Annotated in this window: 17 protein-coding genes; 4 read left to right on the forward strand and 13 right to left on the reverse strand. The window is 28.8% G+C overall.

Translation table 11 applies throughout. The features are described 5' to 3' along the window. Window positions 1-484 precede the first annotated feature (484 nt). The gene (gene nagE / locus ABUA17_RS13830) at window positions 485-1930 is read right to left on the reverse strand and encodes an N-acetylglucosamine-specific PTS transporter subunit IIBC (RefSeq protein WP_042397450.1); all 1446 of its coding nucleotides are present in this window, start codon (window positions 1928-1930) and stop codon (window positions 485-487) included. Window positions 1931-2353: 423 nt separating this feature from the next. On the opposite strand from nagE, the gene ABUA17_RS13835 reads away from it, so the two are divergent. Then, window positions 2354-2884 carry a PTS sugar transporter subunit IIA gene (locus tag ABUA17_RS13835; RefSeq protein WP_074431752.1) on the forward strand — a complete coding sequence of 177 codons (531 nt, stop codon included), beginning with the start codon at window positions 2354-2356 and terminating at the stop codon, window positions 2882-2884. A 41-nt stretch (window positions 2885-2925) separates the two neighbouring features. On the opposite strand, the gene ABUA17_RS13840 is transcribed toward ABUA17_RS13835, so the two are convergent. Both ABUA17_RS13840 and ABUA17_RS13845 read right to left on the reverse strand, forming a co-directional pair. Further along, window positions 2926-3780 (reverse strand): PRD domain-containing protein, encoded by an 855-nt coding sequence (locus ABUA17_RS13840; RefSeq protein WP_042397447.1) that lies wholly within the window; start codon window positions 3778-3780, stop codon window positions 2926-2928. Window positions 3781-3800: 20 nt separating this feature from the next. After that, window positions 3801-4730, reverse strand: a complete 930-nt coding sequence (locus ABUA17_RS13845; RefSeq protein WP_055292061.1) for a GNAT family N-acetyltransferase — start codon at window positions 4728-4730, stop codon at window positions 3801-3803. A 352-nt stretch (window positions 4731-5082) separates the two neighbouring features. Here ABUA17_RS13845 and ABUA17_RS13850 point away from each other — a divergent pair, with 352 nt between their 5' ends. Further along, window positions 5083-5568: a DUF4230 domain-containing protein gene (locus ABUA17_RS13850; RefSeq protein ID WP_195951640.1), complete on the forward strand. Its 486-nt coding sequence runs from the start codon at window positions 5083-5085 to the stop codon at window positions 5566-5568. A 175-nt stretch (window positions 5569-5743) separates the two neighbouring features. On the opposite strand, the gene ABUA17_RS13855 is transcribed toward ABUA17_RS13850, so the two are convergent. Then, window positions 5744-6460 carry a tRNA threonylcarbamoyladenosine dehydratase gene (locus ABUA17_RS13855; RefSeq protein ID WP_042397441.1) on the reverse strand — a complete coding sequence of 239 codons (717 nt, stop codon included), beginning with the start codon at window positions 6458-6460 and terminating at the stop codon, window positions 5744-5746. Between the two features lie 311 nt (window positions 6461-6771). Between ABUA17_RS13855 and ABUA17_RS13860 the strand changes: the two genes are divergently transcribed. Continuing rightward, entirely contained in the window at window positions 6772-7467 is a 696-nt protein-coding gene (locus ABUA17_RS13860; protein ID WP_042397438.1) for a 5'-methylthioadenosine/adenosylhomocysteine nucleosidase, read from the forward strand. Between the two features lie 49 nt (window positions 7468-7516). Here ABUA17_RS13860 and serC read toward each other — a convergent pair whose 3' ends face one another. The 6 genes from serC to ABUA17_RS13890 form a co-directional block, all read right to left on the reverse strand. Continuing rightward, a complete protein-coding gene (serC, locus tag ABUA17_RS13865; protein WP_195951639.1) occupies window positions 7517-8599 on the reverse strand; it encodes a 3-phosphoserine/phosphohydroxythreonine transaminase in 1083 nt (360 codons plus the stop codon). 74 nt (window positions 8600-8673) lie between these two features. Beyond that, window positions 8674-9930 (reverse strand): DUF1015 domain-containing protein, encoded by a 1257-nt coding sequence (locus ABUA17_RS13870; RefSeq protein WP_042397432.1) that lies wholly within the window; start codon window positions 9928-9930, stop codon window positions 8674-8676. A 63-nt stretch (window positions 9931-9993) separates the two neighbouring features. Then, entirely contained in the window at window positions 9994-10941 is a 948-nt protein-coding gene (locus ABUA17_RS13875) for a D-2-hydroxyacid dehydrogenase (RefSeq protein WP_042397428.1), read from the reverse strand. A 247-nt stretch (window positions 10942-11188) separates the two neighbouring features. Continuing rightward, on the reverse strand, window positions 11189-11377 hold the full coding sequence (locus ABUA17_RS13880; RefSeq protein WP_042397426.1) for a hypothetical protein: 189 nt from the start codon (window positions 11375-11377) through the stop codon (window positions 11189-11191). A 396-nt stretch (window positions 11378-11773) separates the two neighbouring features. Next, window positions 11774-12022 carry a pro-sigmaK processing inhibitor BofA family protein gene (locus ABUA17_RS13885; RefSeq protein ID WP_042397423.1) on the reverse strand — a complete coding sequence of 83 codons (249 nt, stop codon included), beginning with the start codon at window positions 12020-12022 and terminating at the stop codon, window positions 11774-11776. Window positions 12023-12101: 79 nt separating this feature from the next. Continuing rightward, a complete protein-coding gene (locus tag ABUA17_RS13890; RefSeq protein ID WP_042397421.1) occupies window positions 12102-12377 on the reverse strand; it encodes a DUF2508 family protein in 276 nt (91 codons plus the stop codon). A 249-nt stretch (window positions 12378-12626) separates the two neighbouring features. On the opposite strand from ABUA17_RS13890, the gene ABUA17_RS13895 reads away from it, so the two are divergent. After that, on the forward strand, window positions 12627-13475 hold the full coding sequence (locus ABUA17_RS13895; RefSeq protein WP_042397418.1) for a DegV family protein: 849 nt from the start codon (window positions 12627-12629) through the stop codon (window positions 13473-13475). Window positions 13476-13626: 151 nt separating this feature from the next. Here ABUA17_RS13895 and recR read toward each other — a convergent pair whose 3' ends face one another. From recR to dnaX, 3 genes are all read right to left on the reverse strand, one after another. After that, window positions 13627-14223: a recombination mediator RecR gene (recR, locus tag ABUA17_RS13900; RefSeq protein WP_042397416.1), complete on the reverse strand. Its 597-nt coding sequence runs from the start codon at window positions 14221-14223 to the stop codon at window positions 13627-13629. 54 nt (window positions 14224-14277) lie between these two features. Then, entirely contained in the window at window positions 14278-14622 is a 345-nt protein-coding gene (locus tag ABUA17_RS13905; RefSeq protein WP_042397414.1) for a YbaB/EbfC family nucleoid-associated protein, read from the reverse strand. Between the two features lie 88 nt (window positions 14623-14710). Then, entirely contained in the window at window positions 14711-16339 is a 1629-nt protein-coding gene (dnaX, locus tag ABUA17_RS13910; protein ID WP_042397411.1) for a DNA polymerase III subunit gamma/tau, read from the reverse strand. Between the last annotated feature and the right edge of the window lie 158 nt (window positions 16340-16497).

Here is a 16497-nt window from a genome sequence, read left to right on the forward strand (position 1 = left end):
AAAGAATTGCTGGTTTACTTTAACTATATTCTGTTCAATTTTCAAAGACCATTTACTCTGTCGCACCGAAGCGACTTCCTTATCTTATCACCAATAAACTTTCTTGTCAACATCTTTTTCAACATTTTTTTGTTGTAATGTTTTTAAAGATTTGTCTTTCGACTTATCGGCTGTCCCTGAGGACATGATTTATAATACCACAGCAGCTTATGCATTCTTAAATGCTATTTCCCATTATATGAATTTAATATCGTTTTTCTTTATTTTTCGTCATTATTCTCTATTTATTTCATATTGATACACCAGGCTAAGTTAACTATTTTTATAGTGTTATATCCCTTTCATAATACTCTTAATCTCATTAAACTATTTTTCTTTTTATTCAATTAATACATTCTGCATATATATGTATACTTATATTTATTATTATAAAAAAGGTCGTACAATCCTAAAACTGTACGACCTTTTAAGTAGTTACTAACTATTACTTACATAATTTTTTTAACTCATCAGCTACAAATTGTACTTGTGTACCTACTATTACTTGTATATTTGTTTTTCCTGGTCTAATTATACCAGCAACACCAGCTGACTTAATAACTTTTTCATTAACCTTGGTATTATCTTTAATTTCTAGACGTAATCTTGTTACACAGTTATCAATACTTACTACATTTTCTTTTCCACCAAGACCTTTTAATATAGTTTCTGCTACTGCAGTAAAATCATTATTTTCAAGTTTAATATCCATTTCTCCATCGATATCATCATCTTCTCTACCTGGAGTCTTTAAATTAAACTTTGTAATTGCAAATCTAAAAACGATATAGTATATTACACCAAATATTAATCCAATTCCAAGTAACCAAAGTGGATTTTCTGCAAATGGTGCTTTAAAGCTTAAGAACCAATCAACAAAACCAGCACTAAAGTTAAATCCTGCTCTTACTGGTAATGCAGCACAAACAGCTGCTGATATACCAGTCAATACAGCATGTATTAAATATAACCCTGGAGCTAAGAACATAAATGCAAACTCTAATGGTTCAGTTACACCTGTAAAGAATGAAGCTAATCCAGCTGCTAGTAATAATCCAGCTACTACTTTCTTTTTATTATCTTTAGCAGTATGATACATTGCTAAAGCTGCTGCTGGTAACCCAAACATCATTACTGGGAAGAATCCAGTCATATACATACCTGTTTGACCTAGTACTCCACCTTCCATAGTTCCCCAGAACTTACCGATATCATTAATTCCTGCAACATCAAACCAGAATACTGAATTTAATGCATGATGTAATCCAAAAGGTATTAATAATCTATTGAAGAATGCATATATACCTGCTCCAATTGATCCTGTAGAAATAATTGCTTCACCAAACCCTACTAATGCTCCGTATACCACTGGCCATACAAAGAATAAAATTAATGTAGCAACTATTGAAGCTCCTGCAGTTACTATAGCAACACATCTCTTACCACTAAAGAAACTTAAAGCTGCTGGTAACTTAGTATTTTTAAACTTATTGTAACAGCTTGCTCCAATTAAACCTGATAATATACCAATAAATTGTGTTTGAATCTTTCCAAATGCTGCTGGCACTTCTGAAACATCAACACCTTTTAGCATAGCTACAACACTAGTTGATAATAAAGTCGTTATCATTAACCAAGAAACAAGTCCTGCCAACCCAGCTGTTCCATCATTATCATCTGACATACCGACACCAACACCAATTGCAAATAAAATTGCCATATTGTCTACTAATGCTCCCCCTGCTTTAATTAAAAAAGCAGCTGCAACATTATTTGCTCCCCATCCTGATGGATCAATCCAATATCCAATTCCCATTAGAATTGCTGCTACTGGTAAACACGCTACTGGAAGCATTAATGATTTACCAAGTCTTTGTAAGTACTTCATCATAATAAAATTCCCCCTATTTTTTTATTTGTTCATTATTGTAAGACTAACAAAATAATTAAATTTTATAATTTCAATAATAAAAAAAGCTGAAAAGAATATAATATATCCTTTTCAGCTAATGCCCACTTTTATGGTTGCACGCCTCACAATTTGAACTTAATTTATTTTACAAATTTATTATAAAATACCTTGGCATCATTTGTCAACGTTTTCAAAGCTTTTTTTATTTTAGTAATAATTTACTATACATATTGACATACTATTCTCAAAAATATATAATCTAGATTGAAACGTGTTACTGTTAAATCAGGCATAAGTTAATCTTTAATAAAGATATACTTATGCCTTTTTATTTTATACCCAAAAATTGTGTAATCTTATTTTTAGAAAGGAAGTGAACCCTGATTATAATCAGGAAATATTATGGCTAATTTTTTTAAAAAATTATTCGGAAAATCAGAAGAGAAAGTAGAAACAAATACTTCAGTTGAAGCTCCAAAGACTGCCCTAGTTGCAGTTGCAACTGGTGACTTAATGCCTTTATCAGAAGTGCCAGACCCTGTTTTCGCTGGAAAAATGGCTGGAGATGGTGCAGCTATTATGATAACTGGTGATACTGTTGTAGCTCCTGCTGACGGTGAATTATCATTAGTGTTCAAAACTAAGCATGCATTTGCAATGACTTTAGAAAATGGACTAGAATTATTAGTTCACATCGGTGTTGATACTGTTGGATTAAACGGTGAAGGTTTTGAACAATTAGTTGAAGCTGGTACAAAAGTAAAAGCTGGTACTCCAATCATTAAGATTGATAGAGATTTCATTTTAGGAAAAGGATTATCTCTTGCTACTCCAGTTTTAATTACAAATGTTGATGCTGCTAAATCAATAAATGCAGTTGAATCAGGATCAGTTACTGCTGGTAAAGACGTAGTTGTTAACTTCGAAGTTTAATAAATATAAAAAAATAGCTAAGGCAATGCCTCAGCTATTTTTTATTTACATAACGTTAATCTAAATCTTTCAATATGCATTGCTATATACGCAATTTCATCTTCCTGTACCTTTTTATCTAATGAAGTTTCAATTATCTTAGATACTTCTTCTGCAATTTCATAAGATATAGGATAAGATTCCTTAATTGCATCAATTAAATCATTTTTTAATAAAGTATCTGTCAATATTCTTTCAATAGTAAATCTTATGTGAGATAAAAATCTAGCATAATCAAGAGACCTTTTATTTATTTTTGCATTAAATCTTTTTTCTATATGAGCTACTATTCTATTAGCTAAATAGCTATATTTTATTGTATTGGATAGCTTTCTTCCATTTCTTGCCGAATGTATATGCAAAGTTATAAATCCAATCTCTCCCTGTGGAAACTTCACTCTATATTTACGTTGAAGCTTTTTAATAATCTTTTTTGCCATTTCAAATTCAACATTATATAAAGTCTCAATTTCTACAATAAACGGATTACTTATTTCCTCTTTATTTTTTAATCTTTTCATTGCTACTGCTAAATGATCTATCAATCCAATATGGATGGATTCATTAAGTTCTTCTCCTAATTCCTCTGATATTTCAGCAATAGCCTCTTCACAAATAGCAATAAATTCACCATCTACTCTATTGTAAACTTCTTTTAAATTCTGTTGATTTCTTTCATCTTCAATTGAAAAAATCTTATCTACTTCTAAATTTTCTTCTAAAATATCTCCAAACCTTTTATTAAACCCTATACCTTTAGATAAAAGAATCTTTTCCACACCTTGATCTTTTACCAGCACCATATTATTATTCAAAGCTTTAATAACAGTACTTTTTCCCCTTAATTTAACCCCCATAATAAACACCTCCCAAAAATTTAGAGAATTTTATAAAATGTAATATGATCACTCCACTTACCATTTATATATAAATACTTTTTATTAAGACCTATCTCCTCAAAACCACAAGATAATAAAACACTCTTTGATCTTTCATTAGTAGTTAATACAGATGCCTCTAATCTGTGTAAATCTAAATAATCCTTTGCGTAATCTAATATTAAATTTATAGATTCCTTCATATATCCCATACCCTCATAATCTTTATCTATAGCATAACCTAATATCCCACTTTTAAATACTCCATAAACGATATTAGAAATCTTAATCTTTCCAATAAGCTTACCAGATAAATATATTCCTAAATCACTACATACACCAGTCATTAATTGCCTATAGCTTTCTAATAATAACTCTTTTTGTACTTCATAAGTAAAAAAGCTATTATCTCTTACTGGTTCAAATTCTCTCAAGTGTTCTTTATTTCTTATATAGTATTCTAATAACTCTTGAGCATCATCTGGTGTAAAGTTTCTAATTACAACATTTTTTCCTATAAGTTCAACTATGTTAGCCCTACTTGAGCATAAATAATCATTTCTATTAATTCCAAAGCTTAACTCATCATAAAAGCATCCCTTTAAGAATATATTGTCTGTAAAAATAGCTTCCAATATGAATCCACTATCTAAAAATGGTTTTAAATTTATATTTTCACTTACTGTAACATTAGCCTTAAAAATATTATTATTTTTAAATACAGCCTTCAATATCGCTTCTAATGTTATCTTTAATAAATCATAATTATCTTCTCTATAGAACTTTAGCTTCAAATTACACTTTTTATTTTCTTTATCTAATTCCGTTATTGTAAATCTTCCTATTACAATTTTATCTTTATCCTTAATTATATAATCATCTAATGTACCCTTTATAAGCTCTATATTTACTCCCTTTTGATTATCCATACTAACTCTCCTAAACCACATTTTAAGCTATTCTTATTATACAAACAAAGTAGTAAAAAACTCAACTAACTTTATAGTAAAAATATAAATATTACTTACTGTAATATCATTACTTATTAACTAATATATTTAATTTATGTGAATTTAATTATATCAATAGTTCAAGGTGGGGGTTATTATTTTTTTATCTAAAAGAAAATATAAATTTAAAACTTTCAAATTAATATTTCTTATAATTTTTATAATATTTTTATCATTAATTCTTTTATATACTAAATATCCCAATAAGCTGAAAAATTTACTTCCTAATGCTCTAAATATAAAATCATCTGAAATTTTAACTGAGGATACATTGATTAATGAAATTAAAGATGTAAATAAGTTAATTCCACTAGAAATTGAACTTAGTGAAACCTTAACAGTAGGTAATACTTATTTTAATTTAGATATATTTAAAAAATCCAAAAAAATAACCTTTTTTGCTAATTGCTCTTATTCAATAGATTTTTCAACCTTATCTACTAATAATATAAAAATTGATAACTCAAATAAGGAAATATATATTACAATACCAAAGATAGATATTTTCAGTATAGATATTGATGAAAATAAAACTATATATGGTGATACAGAAGTTGGTCTTCTTAGGTTTGGTGATTTAAAGCTTTCTTCCGAAGAAATAAATGAAATATATATAAATGCTAATGATATGTTTAGTAAAAAAATGAATAATCAAGATTTCTATACACAAACCCTAAAAAATGCTGAAAATTCATTAGAAAGCTTGCTGTTTAATTTAACTGGGGAACATTATGATATAAATTTAACCTTATCTTAATCATTTAAAAATACTGCAAAATAATATTTTAGTTAGAAGTTAATAATTAATAGTCAAGGACCAAATTCAGCTGAACTGAATTTAAAAAAATATATATTTTAAGAAACTCCACTAGGAGTTTCATCCTTAACTATTAACTCAAAACTACTAACTAAAAAAGTTGCTGTGCACTTTTTTATTTTATTCCTGTTAAGTCTTTAATAACTTCTCCACCTATTATCATTCCAGCTACTGGTGGTACAAATGATATACTTCCTGGAGTTTGTCTTTTTGCTGATGGTACAGCCCTTCCCTTATCTGGTGTCATTGGCATTTCTTCAGAGTAAACAACCTTTAATTTCTTTACTCCTCTTTTTCTTAATTCATGTCTCATAACCTTTGCTAAAGGGCATACCTTTGTCTTAAATACATCAGAAACTCTAAATTGAGTTGGATCCATCTTATTTCCAGTTCCCATTGAGCTTATTATATTTATATTATTTTTGTAGCAATATTCAGCTAATGCTAATTTTGATGTAACTGTATCTATAGCATCTACTACATAATCAACATCTGATGGAATAATCTCAGATATATTATCAGCTGTAATAAATACTTGTTTAGCTTCAACGTTACATTTTGGATTAATAGAAATAACTCTTTCCTTCATTGCTTCTACTTTTATCATTCCAACAGTAGCTTGTGTTGCATGTATTTGTCTATTTAAATTTGAAATACATATAGTATCATTGTCTACTAATATTAAGTTACCTACACCAGCTCTTGTTAATGCTTCAACAACAAAACTTCCAACTCCGCCAATTCCAAAAACAATTACTTTTGAATTATGTAACTTATTTATTCCCTCTTCACCAACTAGTAATTCAGTTCTACAAAATTCATTTAATGCCATCTTCAGTTTCTCCTTTAACGTTTATAATATATTGTTACTTATTTTAAACTATAGCCCTTATTTATACAAGTAACTAATTTAACCGTTTTTACACTATATTTATATTTCTCTACTATTAAATACTTACATGAAAGTATATAATATATTTTATCTGATGGCTAGTCGTTGTAACATTCCACATCATTATGTAGGAAATAACAACGGACACATCCCTAGATAAAGAGTTCTAACCTTAAGGTGGAATTAAAACTCCATCTTAAGCAAAAAATTCAGTTTATGTAAAACTATATATTTATAAATGGAGGTTTAATATGATTTTAGGAATAATTGGTGCTATGTCTGAAGAATTAGAAATTCTATTAAAAGACATGGAATTAGAAACTGTTGAAGAAAAAGCAAAAATGAAATTCCACAAAGGAAAGTTATGGGGACACAACGTTGTGGCTGTAGTATGTGGTATTGGTAAAGTAAATGCTGCTGTTTGTACTCAAATACTTGTATCTGAATATAATGTTTCTTCTGTAATAAACGTTGGTGTTGCTGGTGGAATAGGAAAGGACATATTCCCTGGTGATGTTGTTATAGCTGAAAATTTAGTTCAATACGATATGGATACTACTGCTTTCGGTGATCCTGTAGGGCAAATTCCTAGAATGGATACATTTGATTTTAAATGTGATGAAAAATTAGTTGAAACTGCTAAAGCTGCATGTGCTGAAGCTTCTGATTTCAAGACATTCTCAGGAAGAATAGTATCTGGAGATATGTTCGTTGCTTCATTAGATAAAATTCAATGGCTAGAAAAAGAATTCCAAGCATTAGCTTGTGAAATGGAAGGAGCAAGTATTGCTCACGTTTGTTACTTAAACAATATACCTTTTGTTGTTATTAGATCTATTTCTGATAATGCTAATAACGGAGCTCATATGGACTTTGAAAAATTCACTCCAATTGGAGTGAAAAACTCAACATTTATCTTAAAAACAATGTTAAATAAACTTCAATAATCTATAAAGAGTTAAGACTTTTATTAAGCCTTAACTCTTTATTATTTAATTATTTATTTTCAGCTTCAAACTTCTTCATAAATTCAACTAAATATTTAACACCTTCAATTGGCATAGCATTATAAATACTTGCTCTCATACCACCAACTGTTCTATGCCCTTTAATATTTTCAATCCCTGCTTCTTTAGCTTCCTTAATGAACTTAGAATCTAAGTCCTTATTTCCTGTTACAAATGGTACATTCATTAAAGAACGATCCGCCTTTACAACTGTACCTTTAAATAATTCACTTGAATCAAGAAAATCATAAAGAATTTTGGCCTTTTCTTCATTTCTAACTTTCATAGATTCTAATCCACCTAACTTTTTAAGATGTTTAAATACCTTACCACAAATATAAATTCCATAAGCAGGTGGAGTATTATATAAAGATTTATTATCTGCATGTATCTTATATTGAAGCATTGTTGGAGTTCCTTCGAGTACATCCTCTGTAATTAAATCTTCACGTATTATTACAACTACTGTACCTGCTGGTCCAATATTTTTTTGAACTCCAGCAAATATTAATCCGTATTTAGTAACATCGATAGGTTGTGATAATATATCTGATGACATGTCAGCAACTAAAACTTTTCCTTTTGTATCAGGAAGATTATGATAAGTAGTTCCATAGATTGTATTGTTATGGCAGATATACACATAATCTGCATCATCACTAACTTCTACCTTGCTTACATCAGGAATATAAGAAAATGTCTTATCTGCTGATGAAGCCAACTCATTTACCTTTCCATACCTTTTTGCTTCTGCTGCTGCTTTTTTAGCCCATTGACCTGTTATAATATAATCCGCAACTCTATTTTTCATTAGATTCATTGGAATCATTGCAAATTGTGTTGAGCCTCCACCTTGAAGGAATAGCACCTTATAATTATCTGGGATGTTCATTAATTCTCTTAAATCTCTTTCTGCATCCTGAATAATTTCTTCAAATGCTTTAGAGCGATGGCTCATTTCCATTACAGACATTCCTGTTCCTCTATAATCTAACATTTCTTCTGCTGCTTCTTTAAGAACCTCTTCTGGTAACACTGCTGGTCCTGCTGCAAAATTATATACTCTTGACATAAAAATGTCCCCCCAATTTTTCATTATATTTTGTTTTTTAATAGCCCTCTTTATTTTATTATTAATATATTTTATTATTTATGAACCTCTGTAAGCTTATGAACAAATAATCCACTTCTAGGTTTTGGTTCAAACCATGTAGACTTAGGTGGCATTATCTTTCCTGCATCAGCTATGCTCATTATATCCTCAATAGTAGTAGCATACATAGCAAAGCTTACTCTCATATCATTATTTGCCCTCTTTTCTAATTCCTTTAGCCCTCTTATTCCACCTATAAATTCAATTCTATCTGATTTTGTAGGATCATCAATTCCTAATATAGGAGATAATAAATTATTTTGAAGAATAGATACATCCAACCTGTCGGTTGGATCATTTTCATCAAAACTTCCTTCTTTTGCCTCTAATTTATACCACTCTTTATCAATATACATACCAAATGTATGCTTACTATCAGGTTTAAATCTTTCATTATTTAATGTCTTTTCCACTGTAAATTTCTCCTCTACAGCTTTAAAAAATGCCTCCTTTGAAAGTCCATTTAAATCCTTCACAGTTCTATTATAATCTAAAACTTCTAACTCACTATCTGGATATGCTATAGCTAAGAAATAGTTAAATCCTTCAGTTCCATTATAATTAGGATTTTCCTTTCTTCTTTTTAAGCATACTTCAACTGCAGATTTAGTTCTATGATGGCCATCTGCTATATACATGTATTTAACATCCTTAAATAAATGTATTAATTTATTTATCTTTTCTTCATCATTAATTACCCATACAGTATGTCCATTACCATCTTCTGATATAAAGTCATAAACTGGCTCTTCTTTTATACTTTCATCTATTATTTTAGAAATACCATAATTTTCTCTATAAGTTAAAAATATAGGTCCAGTATGCGCATCACAATAATCAACATGATTTATTCTATCACGTTCTTTATCTGCTCTAGTTTTTTCATGCTTTTTAATTATATTATTTATATAATCGTCTACTGAAGCACACATTACCAATCCAATTTGACTTTTACCATTCATAGTTTGTCTGTAAATATAAAAGCATTGATTTTCATCCTGGATATAATATTTCTTTTCTATCATTTCATCTAAAACTTCTCTAGATTTTTTATACACTTCTTCACTATATATATTAACTTTTCCTGGGAAATTAATTTCTCCCCTATCTACATGTAAAAAAGAATATTCATTTTCTTCTACCATTTCACGAGCTTCTTCAGTATTCATTACATCATAAGGTAATGCTGCAATCTTTGAAGCTAACTCCTTTACTGGTCTATATGCTTTAAATGGTTTTATAATTGCCATTGGTTATCCTCCTTAAACTTGCCCTCAATTAACTATTACTTATATTCAATCTAATAATATAAATTACACAGATTCTATAGTTTTAGCTGCAATAGAAGAAACCTCTTGCTCAAAATAATTAGCTATGGTTGTTACTACTTCTTCACCAATTCTATTTTGAGCTTCCTTTGTTGCCGCACCAATATGTGGTGTAACACTAACATTAGGATGATTTACTAACTCTTTATTATTGGTTGGTTCTTCCTCAAAAACATCAATTCCTGCCCCAGCTACTTTTCCAACATTTAATGCATCTAATAATGCTTTTTCATCAACAACCTTACCTCTAGAGCAATTAATTAAATATACTCCATCCTTCATTTTTTCAATTTCATTTTTACCTATTAAAGATCCCTTATTTTTGTCATAAGGAACATGTAATGAAATAAAATCTGATTTCTTTAATAAGTCATCAAATTCTAGAAAATCATATGAAAGATTATTTTGTTTTCCAAATATGTCATTGTAAACAACATTCATCCCCAATGCAGTAGCTTTAGTGGCTAATGCTCTACCGATTCTACCCATACCTATAATTCCAAGAGTTTTAGCACCTAATTCAATCCCCTCATATTTTTTCTTATTCCATTGTCCATTTCTCATAGTGTAATTTGATACTCCTAAGAATCTAGCTACTGCAAACATATGCCCAATAGCTAACTCTGCAACAGAATCTGAACTTGCATTAGGTGTATTCTTAACTATTATACCTTTTTCTGTAGCATAGTTTACATCAATGTTATCTATCCCCACACCAGCTCTAATAATTAATTTAAGCTTTCCCCCCTCTTCAGCATCAAGTATATCTGCTGTTATCTTAGTTGCAGACCTTATTACTAATACATCGAAATCTTTTAAAACCTCACCTAATACATCCTTATCATAGTGTGTATTAACAACTTTAAATCCCATTGAAACTAGCTTGTCAACCGCCCCTTGTTGCAACCCGTCGTTTGTTAATATTCTAATCATTTTTCTTGCCCCCAAATATTATATTTTTATTTATTGCTTTTTGATATTTTACTACTTTCTTACATTTTATACAACTATATCCTTAATGTTTTTTGCTATTTTTTTAAGTTTTAATATTTTTTTGCATTTCATATAATCAATTTGACTTAATTTATAATACCACTTCTTATTTTTTATCATATTTTATTTACATTAATTTTGTGATTATATTTCTTGAATAATAATCATAAAAAAATAGGAGCTACTCTTAATAGCTCCTATTTTCCTCATCATCAAAAATTAATATAGATTCTGTTTCTCTACAATATTTAACACATTTACATTGACCTAAATGTCTTGGACATTTGTAACATAAACATCCTGTATCAGTTCCATCACATCTACCTTTATCAAATTCAGGACAATATCTACAATTTACTCCATTTCCTGCTGGCATAGTGAAACCTCCCTTAAGTTATAACTATGATTTTTAATATACAAAATAAATAAAATTCATTTATTTATTTTTAATTATATATTAGAAAATTATATACTTATAAAAGCGATTTAACAACAATTTACATACATATTTATATGTTAAGTGGGTAAAGTATTATTGTAGACGGTACATTATTTATTTTAATGTACTATTTATATAGAAAAGGGTGTAAGCGGATGTAGTGCTTACACCCTGATTTATTTTTTATTTTAAAATAACTGTAACACTTTTTAATAAATCTTAATACTATGTATTATGCAGAAGCTTTTCGCTTACGGCAATTTAGAAAATCTTCTAACTCCCGTCTATATAAACTTAGGGAATCTTCATCCACTGAAGATCCCCTATTTCTATTTAAAAAAACATTTGAAAAATTACTAAGAATATTACTCCTGGAATTCCTAAAAAGCCAGCAATAAGTGCTGTTATTGGATTAATGGTAATATAGAAATTTAAATATTCGCCAATAAAATTAGCAACATATAATAAAACTATACCTATAATTCCATTTATTAATAACTTTATTGGCCATTTTAATAGCTTAATTATTAAGTATAATAAAGCTAATCCAACTAAAGCATATATAACCATCTCTATGTTCATCTACTAATTCCCCCTATATAATATAAAATAACTACTATAATATAGTATTATATTTTTTTATATTATATAACAATATTCTTTATATTTCCATTTCCTCTTTAGCTTCAGCTTCTTTTCTTATATTTGAATATTGCTCTTTTGCAACTGATAATATATAGTCTACTTTCTTTTTTGCTGCTTCTTCTCTATAAATAGCTGCCTCTATAAGTTTTGGATCGTTTACTGAATTAAACATAGCTTCTGCTACTTCAAGCTCAATTATAGCTTCATGCATTTCATTTAATATTTTATTATCAATGGTATCGTCATCCTTATAGTGTACTAAAATAAAATTTAAAATATTTTTTATACTCATTCTGCCCCTCCTAAAAACATTTATTTTAGATACTATCCACTTTTTACTATATTATTCAATTTAAACCATTCTTATATTCTATTTTTATAATATTATAAGGAAACTCGACTCCTTTCAGTCGCTGAGTAAGTTCAATTAACAAAATATAAAATTTTGAATTATATTTGTTAACATTATATTTTCTGTACTTAATTTCAATACTTTGGTATAATATTTTAAATATGTCAATTAATATTGGAGGTGTTTTTTTTGAGTATAAGAATAATAGCTGATAGCACTTGTTATTTACCAAAAGAATACATAGATAAATATAATGTTTCTATAGTTTCACTTAATGTTTTATTAAATGGGAAAAGTTATAGAGAAACAGATTTAGAAAATGATTGGTTTTATAAAGAAATGTCTAAATCACCATCAATTCCTACCTCTTCTCAACCAAGTATTGATGATTTTTATAAAGCAATAGAATCTCAAGTTAAAGAGGGTCATGACATAGTAGGAATATTCTTATCTTCTGATATGAGCGGTACTTTTTCAACATCAAATTTAGTTAAAGAAATGATTTTAGAAAAATATCCTAATGCTAATATAGTAATGTTAGATTCTAGAAGCAATTGTATGCAAGCAGGATATGCCATATTAGAAGCTGCTAAAGCAGCTGCTGATAACAAGTCATTAGATGAAGTTGTTTCTATAGCTAAAAGTGTTATTGAAAATAGTAAATTTATATTTGTTCCTGATACATTAGATTATTTAAAAAAGGGTGGAAGAATAGGTGGTGCAGCTGCTTTATTTGGATCACTACTTCAAATAAAACCTATTTTAACAGTTACTGATGGTAAAACTACTGTACTTACTAAAGTTAGAACAAAGAAAAAAGCCATAGATAAAATAATAGATACAGTTATGGAACAGAATTTAAAATCACCAATAAAAGGCTTAATAGTCCATCATATAAATTGTGAATCAGAAGGCCAAGAATTAGCCAATAAACTACAAGATAAATTAGGAATTTCTAATATAAAAATTCAATCGATAGGTCCTATAATTGGATTACATGTTGGTCCAGGTAGCATTGGTGTAGCATACCACTACTAAGATAGTAATAGAATTGCTAAATGACAAGATTAGAGAGTGACAAGTGATAAGTTGCAAGTTGATAAATAAAGTCAGCTTAAGCTGACTTTATTTATATTAGAAACTCCTTAGGGAGTTTACCCCTTAATTTGTCACTTGAACTTGTTACTGATTAAATTTCTTTTCTTCCTTCAAGAGCTTTAGAAAGTGTTACTTCATCAGCATATTCTAAATCTCCACCAACCGGAAGTCCTGAAGCAATTCTAGTTACTTTAACTTCTAACGGTTTAAGTATTCTAGATATATACATTGCTGTTGCTTCTCCCTCTACATTAGGATTAGTAGCAATTATTACTTCTTTAATATCTGCACTCATTCTTGCAACAAGCTCTCTTATTTTTATATCTTGAGGTCCTCTTCCTTGCATAGGAGAAAGGTTTCCATGAAGCACATGATATACTCCATTAAATTCTTTAACCTTTTCCATAGTCATTATATCTTTTGGTTGTTCTACAACACAAATTACATTTTTATCTCTATTTGGATTTCCACATATCGCACAAGGGTCTTTATCTGTAAAGTTTCCACATACAGAACAATACTTAATAGTACCTCTTGCCTTTACTAAGGCTGAAGCAAATTCTTTAACTTCATCTTCTGGCAAATTTAAAATATGCAATGTAAGTCTTTGTGCTGTTTTTTGACCAATGCTTGGCAATTTTGCAAATTCCTCAATTAATTTCTCTATAGCAACCGGATAAAAATCCATAATTACACTCCTTTTCCATTAATAAAAGGCTGTCTTTCAACAGCCCATTATCAATTAAAACATTCCTGGTATATTTAATCCACCAGTTAATTTACCCATTTTATTTGAAGTTTCTTCGTCAGCCTTCTTTAATGCTTCGTTAACTGCACTTAGCACTAAATCTTCTAACATTTCAACATCATCTGGATCTACAACTTCTTCTTTTATATTTATAGCTAAAACTTCTTTTTTACCATTTACTTTTACTACAACAGCACCGCCACCAACTGAAGATTCAAACTCTTTAGTTTCAAGTTCCTTTTGTGCTTGTTCCATATCTCTTTGAAGCTTTTGTGCTTGCTTCATTAAGTTATTCATATTTCCTCCCCCAAAACCTCCAGGGAATCCACCTCTTGCCATAAAATATCCTCCTTAAAACAAATAAAATCTATTTTTTATTATATAGTATTTTTTTAATATTTACTAGAATAAAGTGATTCTATACTTTTTATTCATCTATAAAATCTATAAAATCATCGCCAATTTTTTCTCTTAAAATATCCTCTGTACTTTTACTACCTTTATTATCTTCTTCAACTACAAAATTTACTTTAATATTTTCTTGTAATATTTCAGAGAAAACTTCATTAATAATAGGTTTATTTTTACTTTCACTTAATCTATCTCTACTAAATTGATATTGCTTTTCAAATTGAACTGTAACTATTCCATTTGCACAAGCTATTGGCTTTCCAATCTGAATTAATGAACTAATAACCATGGCTCTTCTTGCCTTGAAAGCTTCTAATATATCTCTCCATGCTTTTTGAACATCATTTATTGTAATCCTAGAATCTGAATTTCCACTTAAAGTTTCTTCAATATGTTGAGTTTGAGTAGGCTTCTTACTTTCTACATTATTAATACTTTTCTTTACTGCATTAATATTATTATTTTGAGACTCTACTGTAGCAACCTTTATGCTACCATTCTTTAAATTTTCTTCTAGTTTATTTAATCTAGTTAACATAACTTCACTAGATGTATCATATTCTATTTTACACATTTTAATTATAGCTAACTCACAATATAACCTTGCTTGTTTACTTAACTTAGCATTATTTTCTGCCTCTTGAAGTATTCTTATACACCTCATTATTTCTTCAGCTCTTAATCTAGCACTTTGCTCTTTTATTAAAGCAATATTTTCTTCCGACATATCAAGTACTTCTTCAGGATTATTAGTTACCTTAGCCATAAGTAAATTTCTATAATGAGTAATTAAATCTTTTATAAATAAATATATATCCTTACCAGAATAAATAACATCTTCTATTATTCCTATACTTTTTTCTACACTTCTTTGTATTACTGCATTAGTTAAATTAAATAAATGTTCATTTGTAACCAATCCTAGCATACTAACTACTGTATTATAATCTACATTACCATTTCCCATTGAAATTGCTTGATCTAAGATACTTAATGAATCTCTCATTGCTCCATCAGAAACTCTTGCAATTAAATTTAAACTTCTTTCATCAGCAAGAACATTTTGATCATCTACTATTTTTCTAAGCCTTGCTGTTATTTCGTTGTTATTTATTCTTTTAAAATCAAATCTTTGACATCTTGAAAGAATAGTAATAGGAAGCTTTTGAGGATCTGTTGTTGCTAAAATAAATATAACATTATTAGGTGGTTCTTCTAATGTCTTTAAAAAAGCATTAACAGCACCAGCGGATAACATATGTACCTCGTCCATTATATAAACCTTATATTTTGCTTCTTGTGGTGGATATTTAACATCATCAATAATATCTCTAATTTTATCAACACCATTATTTGAAGCAGCATCTAATTCTGTAACATCTATTGCTAAACCTTCATTTATTTTTCTGCACATTTCACATTCATTGCAAGGCTCTCCATCTTGTAAATTAAGACAATTAAGAGCTTTTGCAAAAACTTTTGCTGTAGAAGTCTTACCTGTTCCTCTTGTTCCACAAAACAAATATGCATGAGCAATTCTATGATTTAATATCTGATTCTTCAATGTTGTTGTAATATGTTCCTGACCTACGACATCATTAAAAGTTTTGGGTCTCCATTCCCTATATAAAGCTGTATATGCCAATACAATCACCTCTTTCTTTGCTGTATTTATCTATTAAGTTATATTATAAATTTCAATTTAGTTAATCTAGGTTAATTGATACTCCAAGCCTCAGATTTGATTAGCAAAAGTTACTTAACCTGTGCTTAATCATCAAATAAAGTTGAGTTTCCTTTAAT

The sequence above is a fragment of the Clostridium sp. RTP31139st1_H3_RTP31139_211217 genome (assembly GCF_040227035.1).
In the GTDB taxonomy this organism is placed as follows: Bacteria; Bacillota; Clostridia; order Clostridiales; family Clostridiaceae; genus Clostridium; species Clostridium saudiense.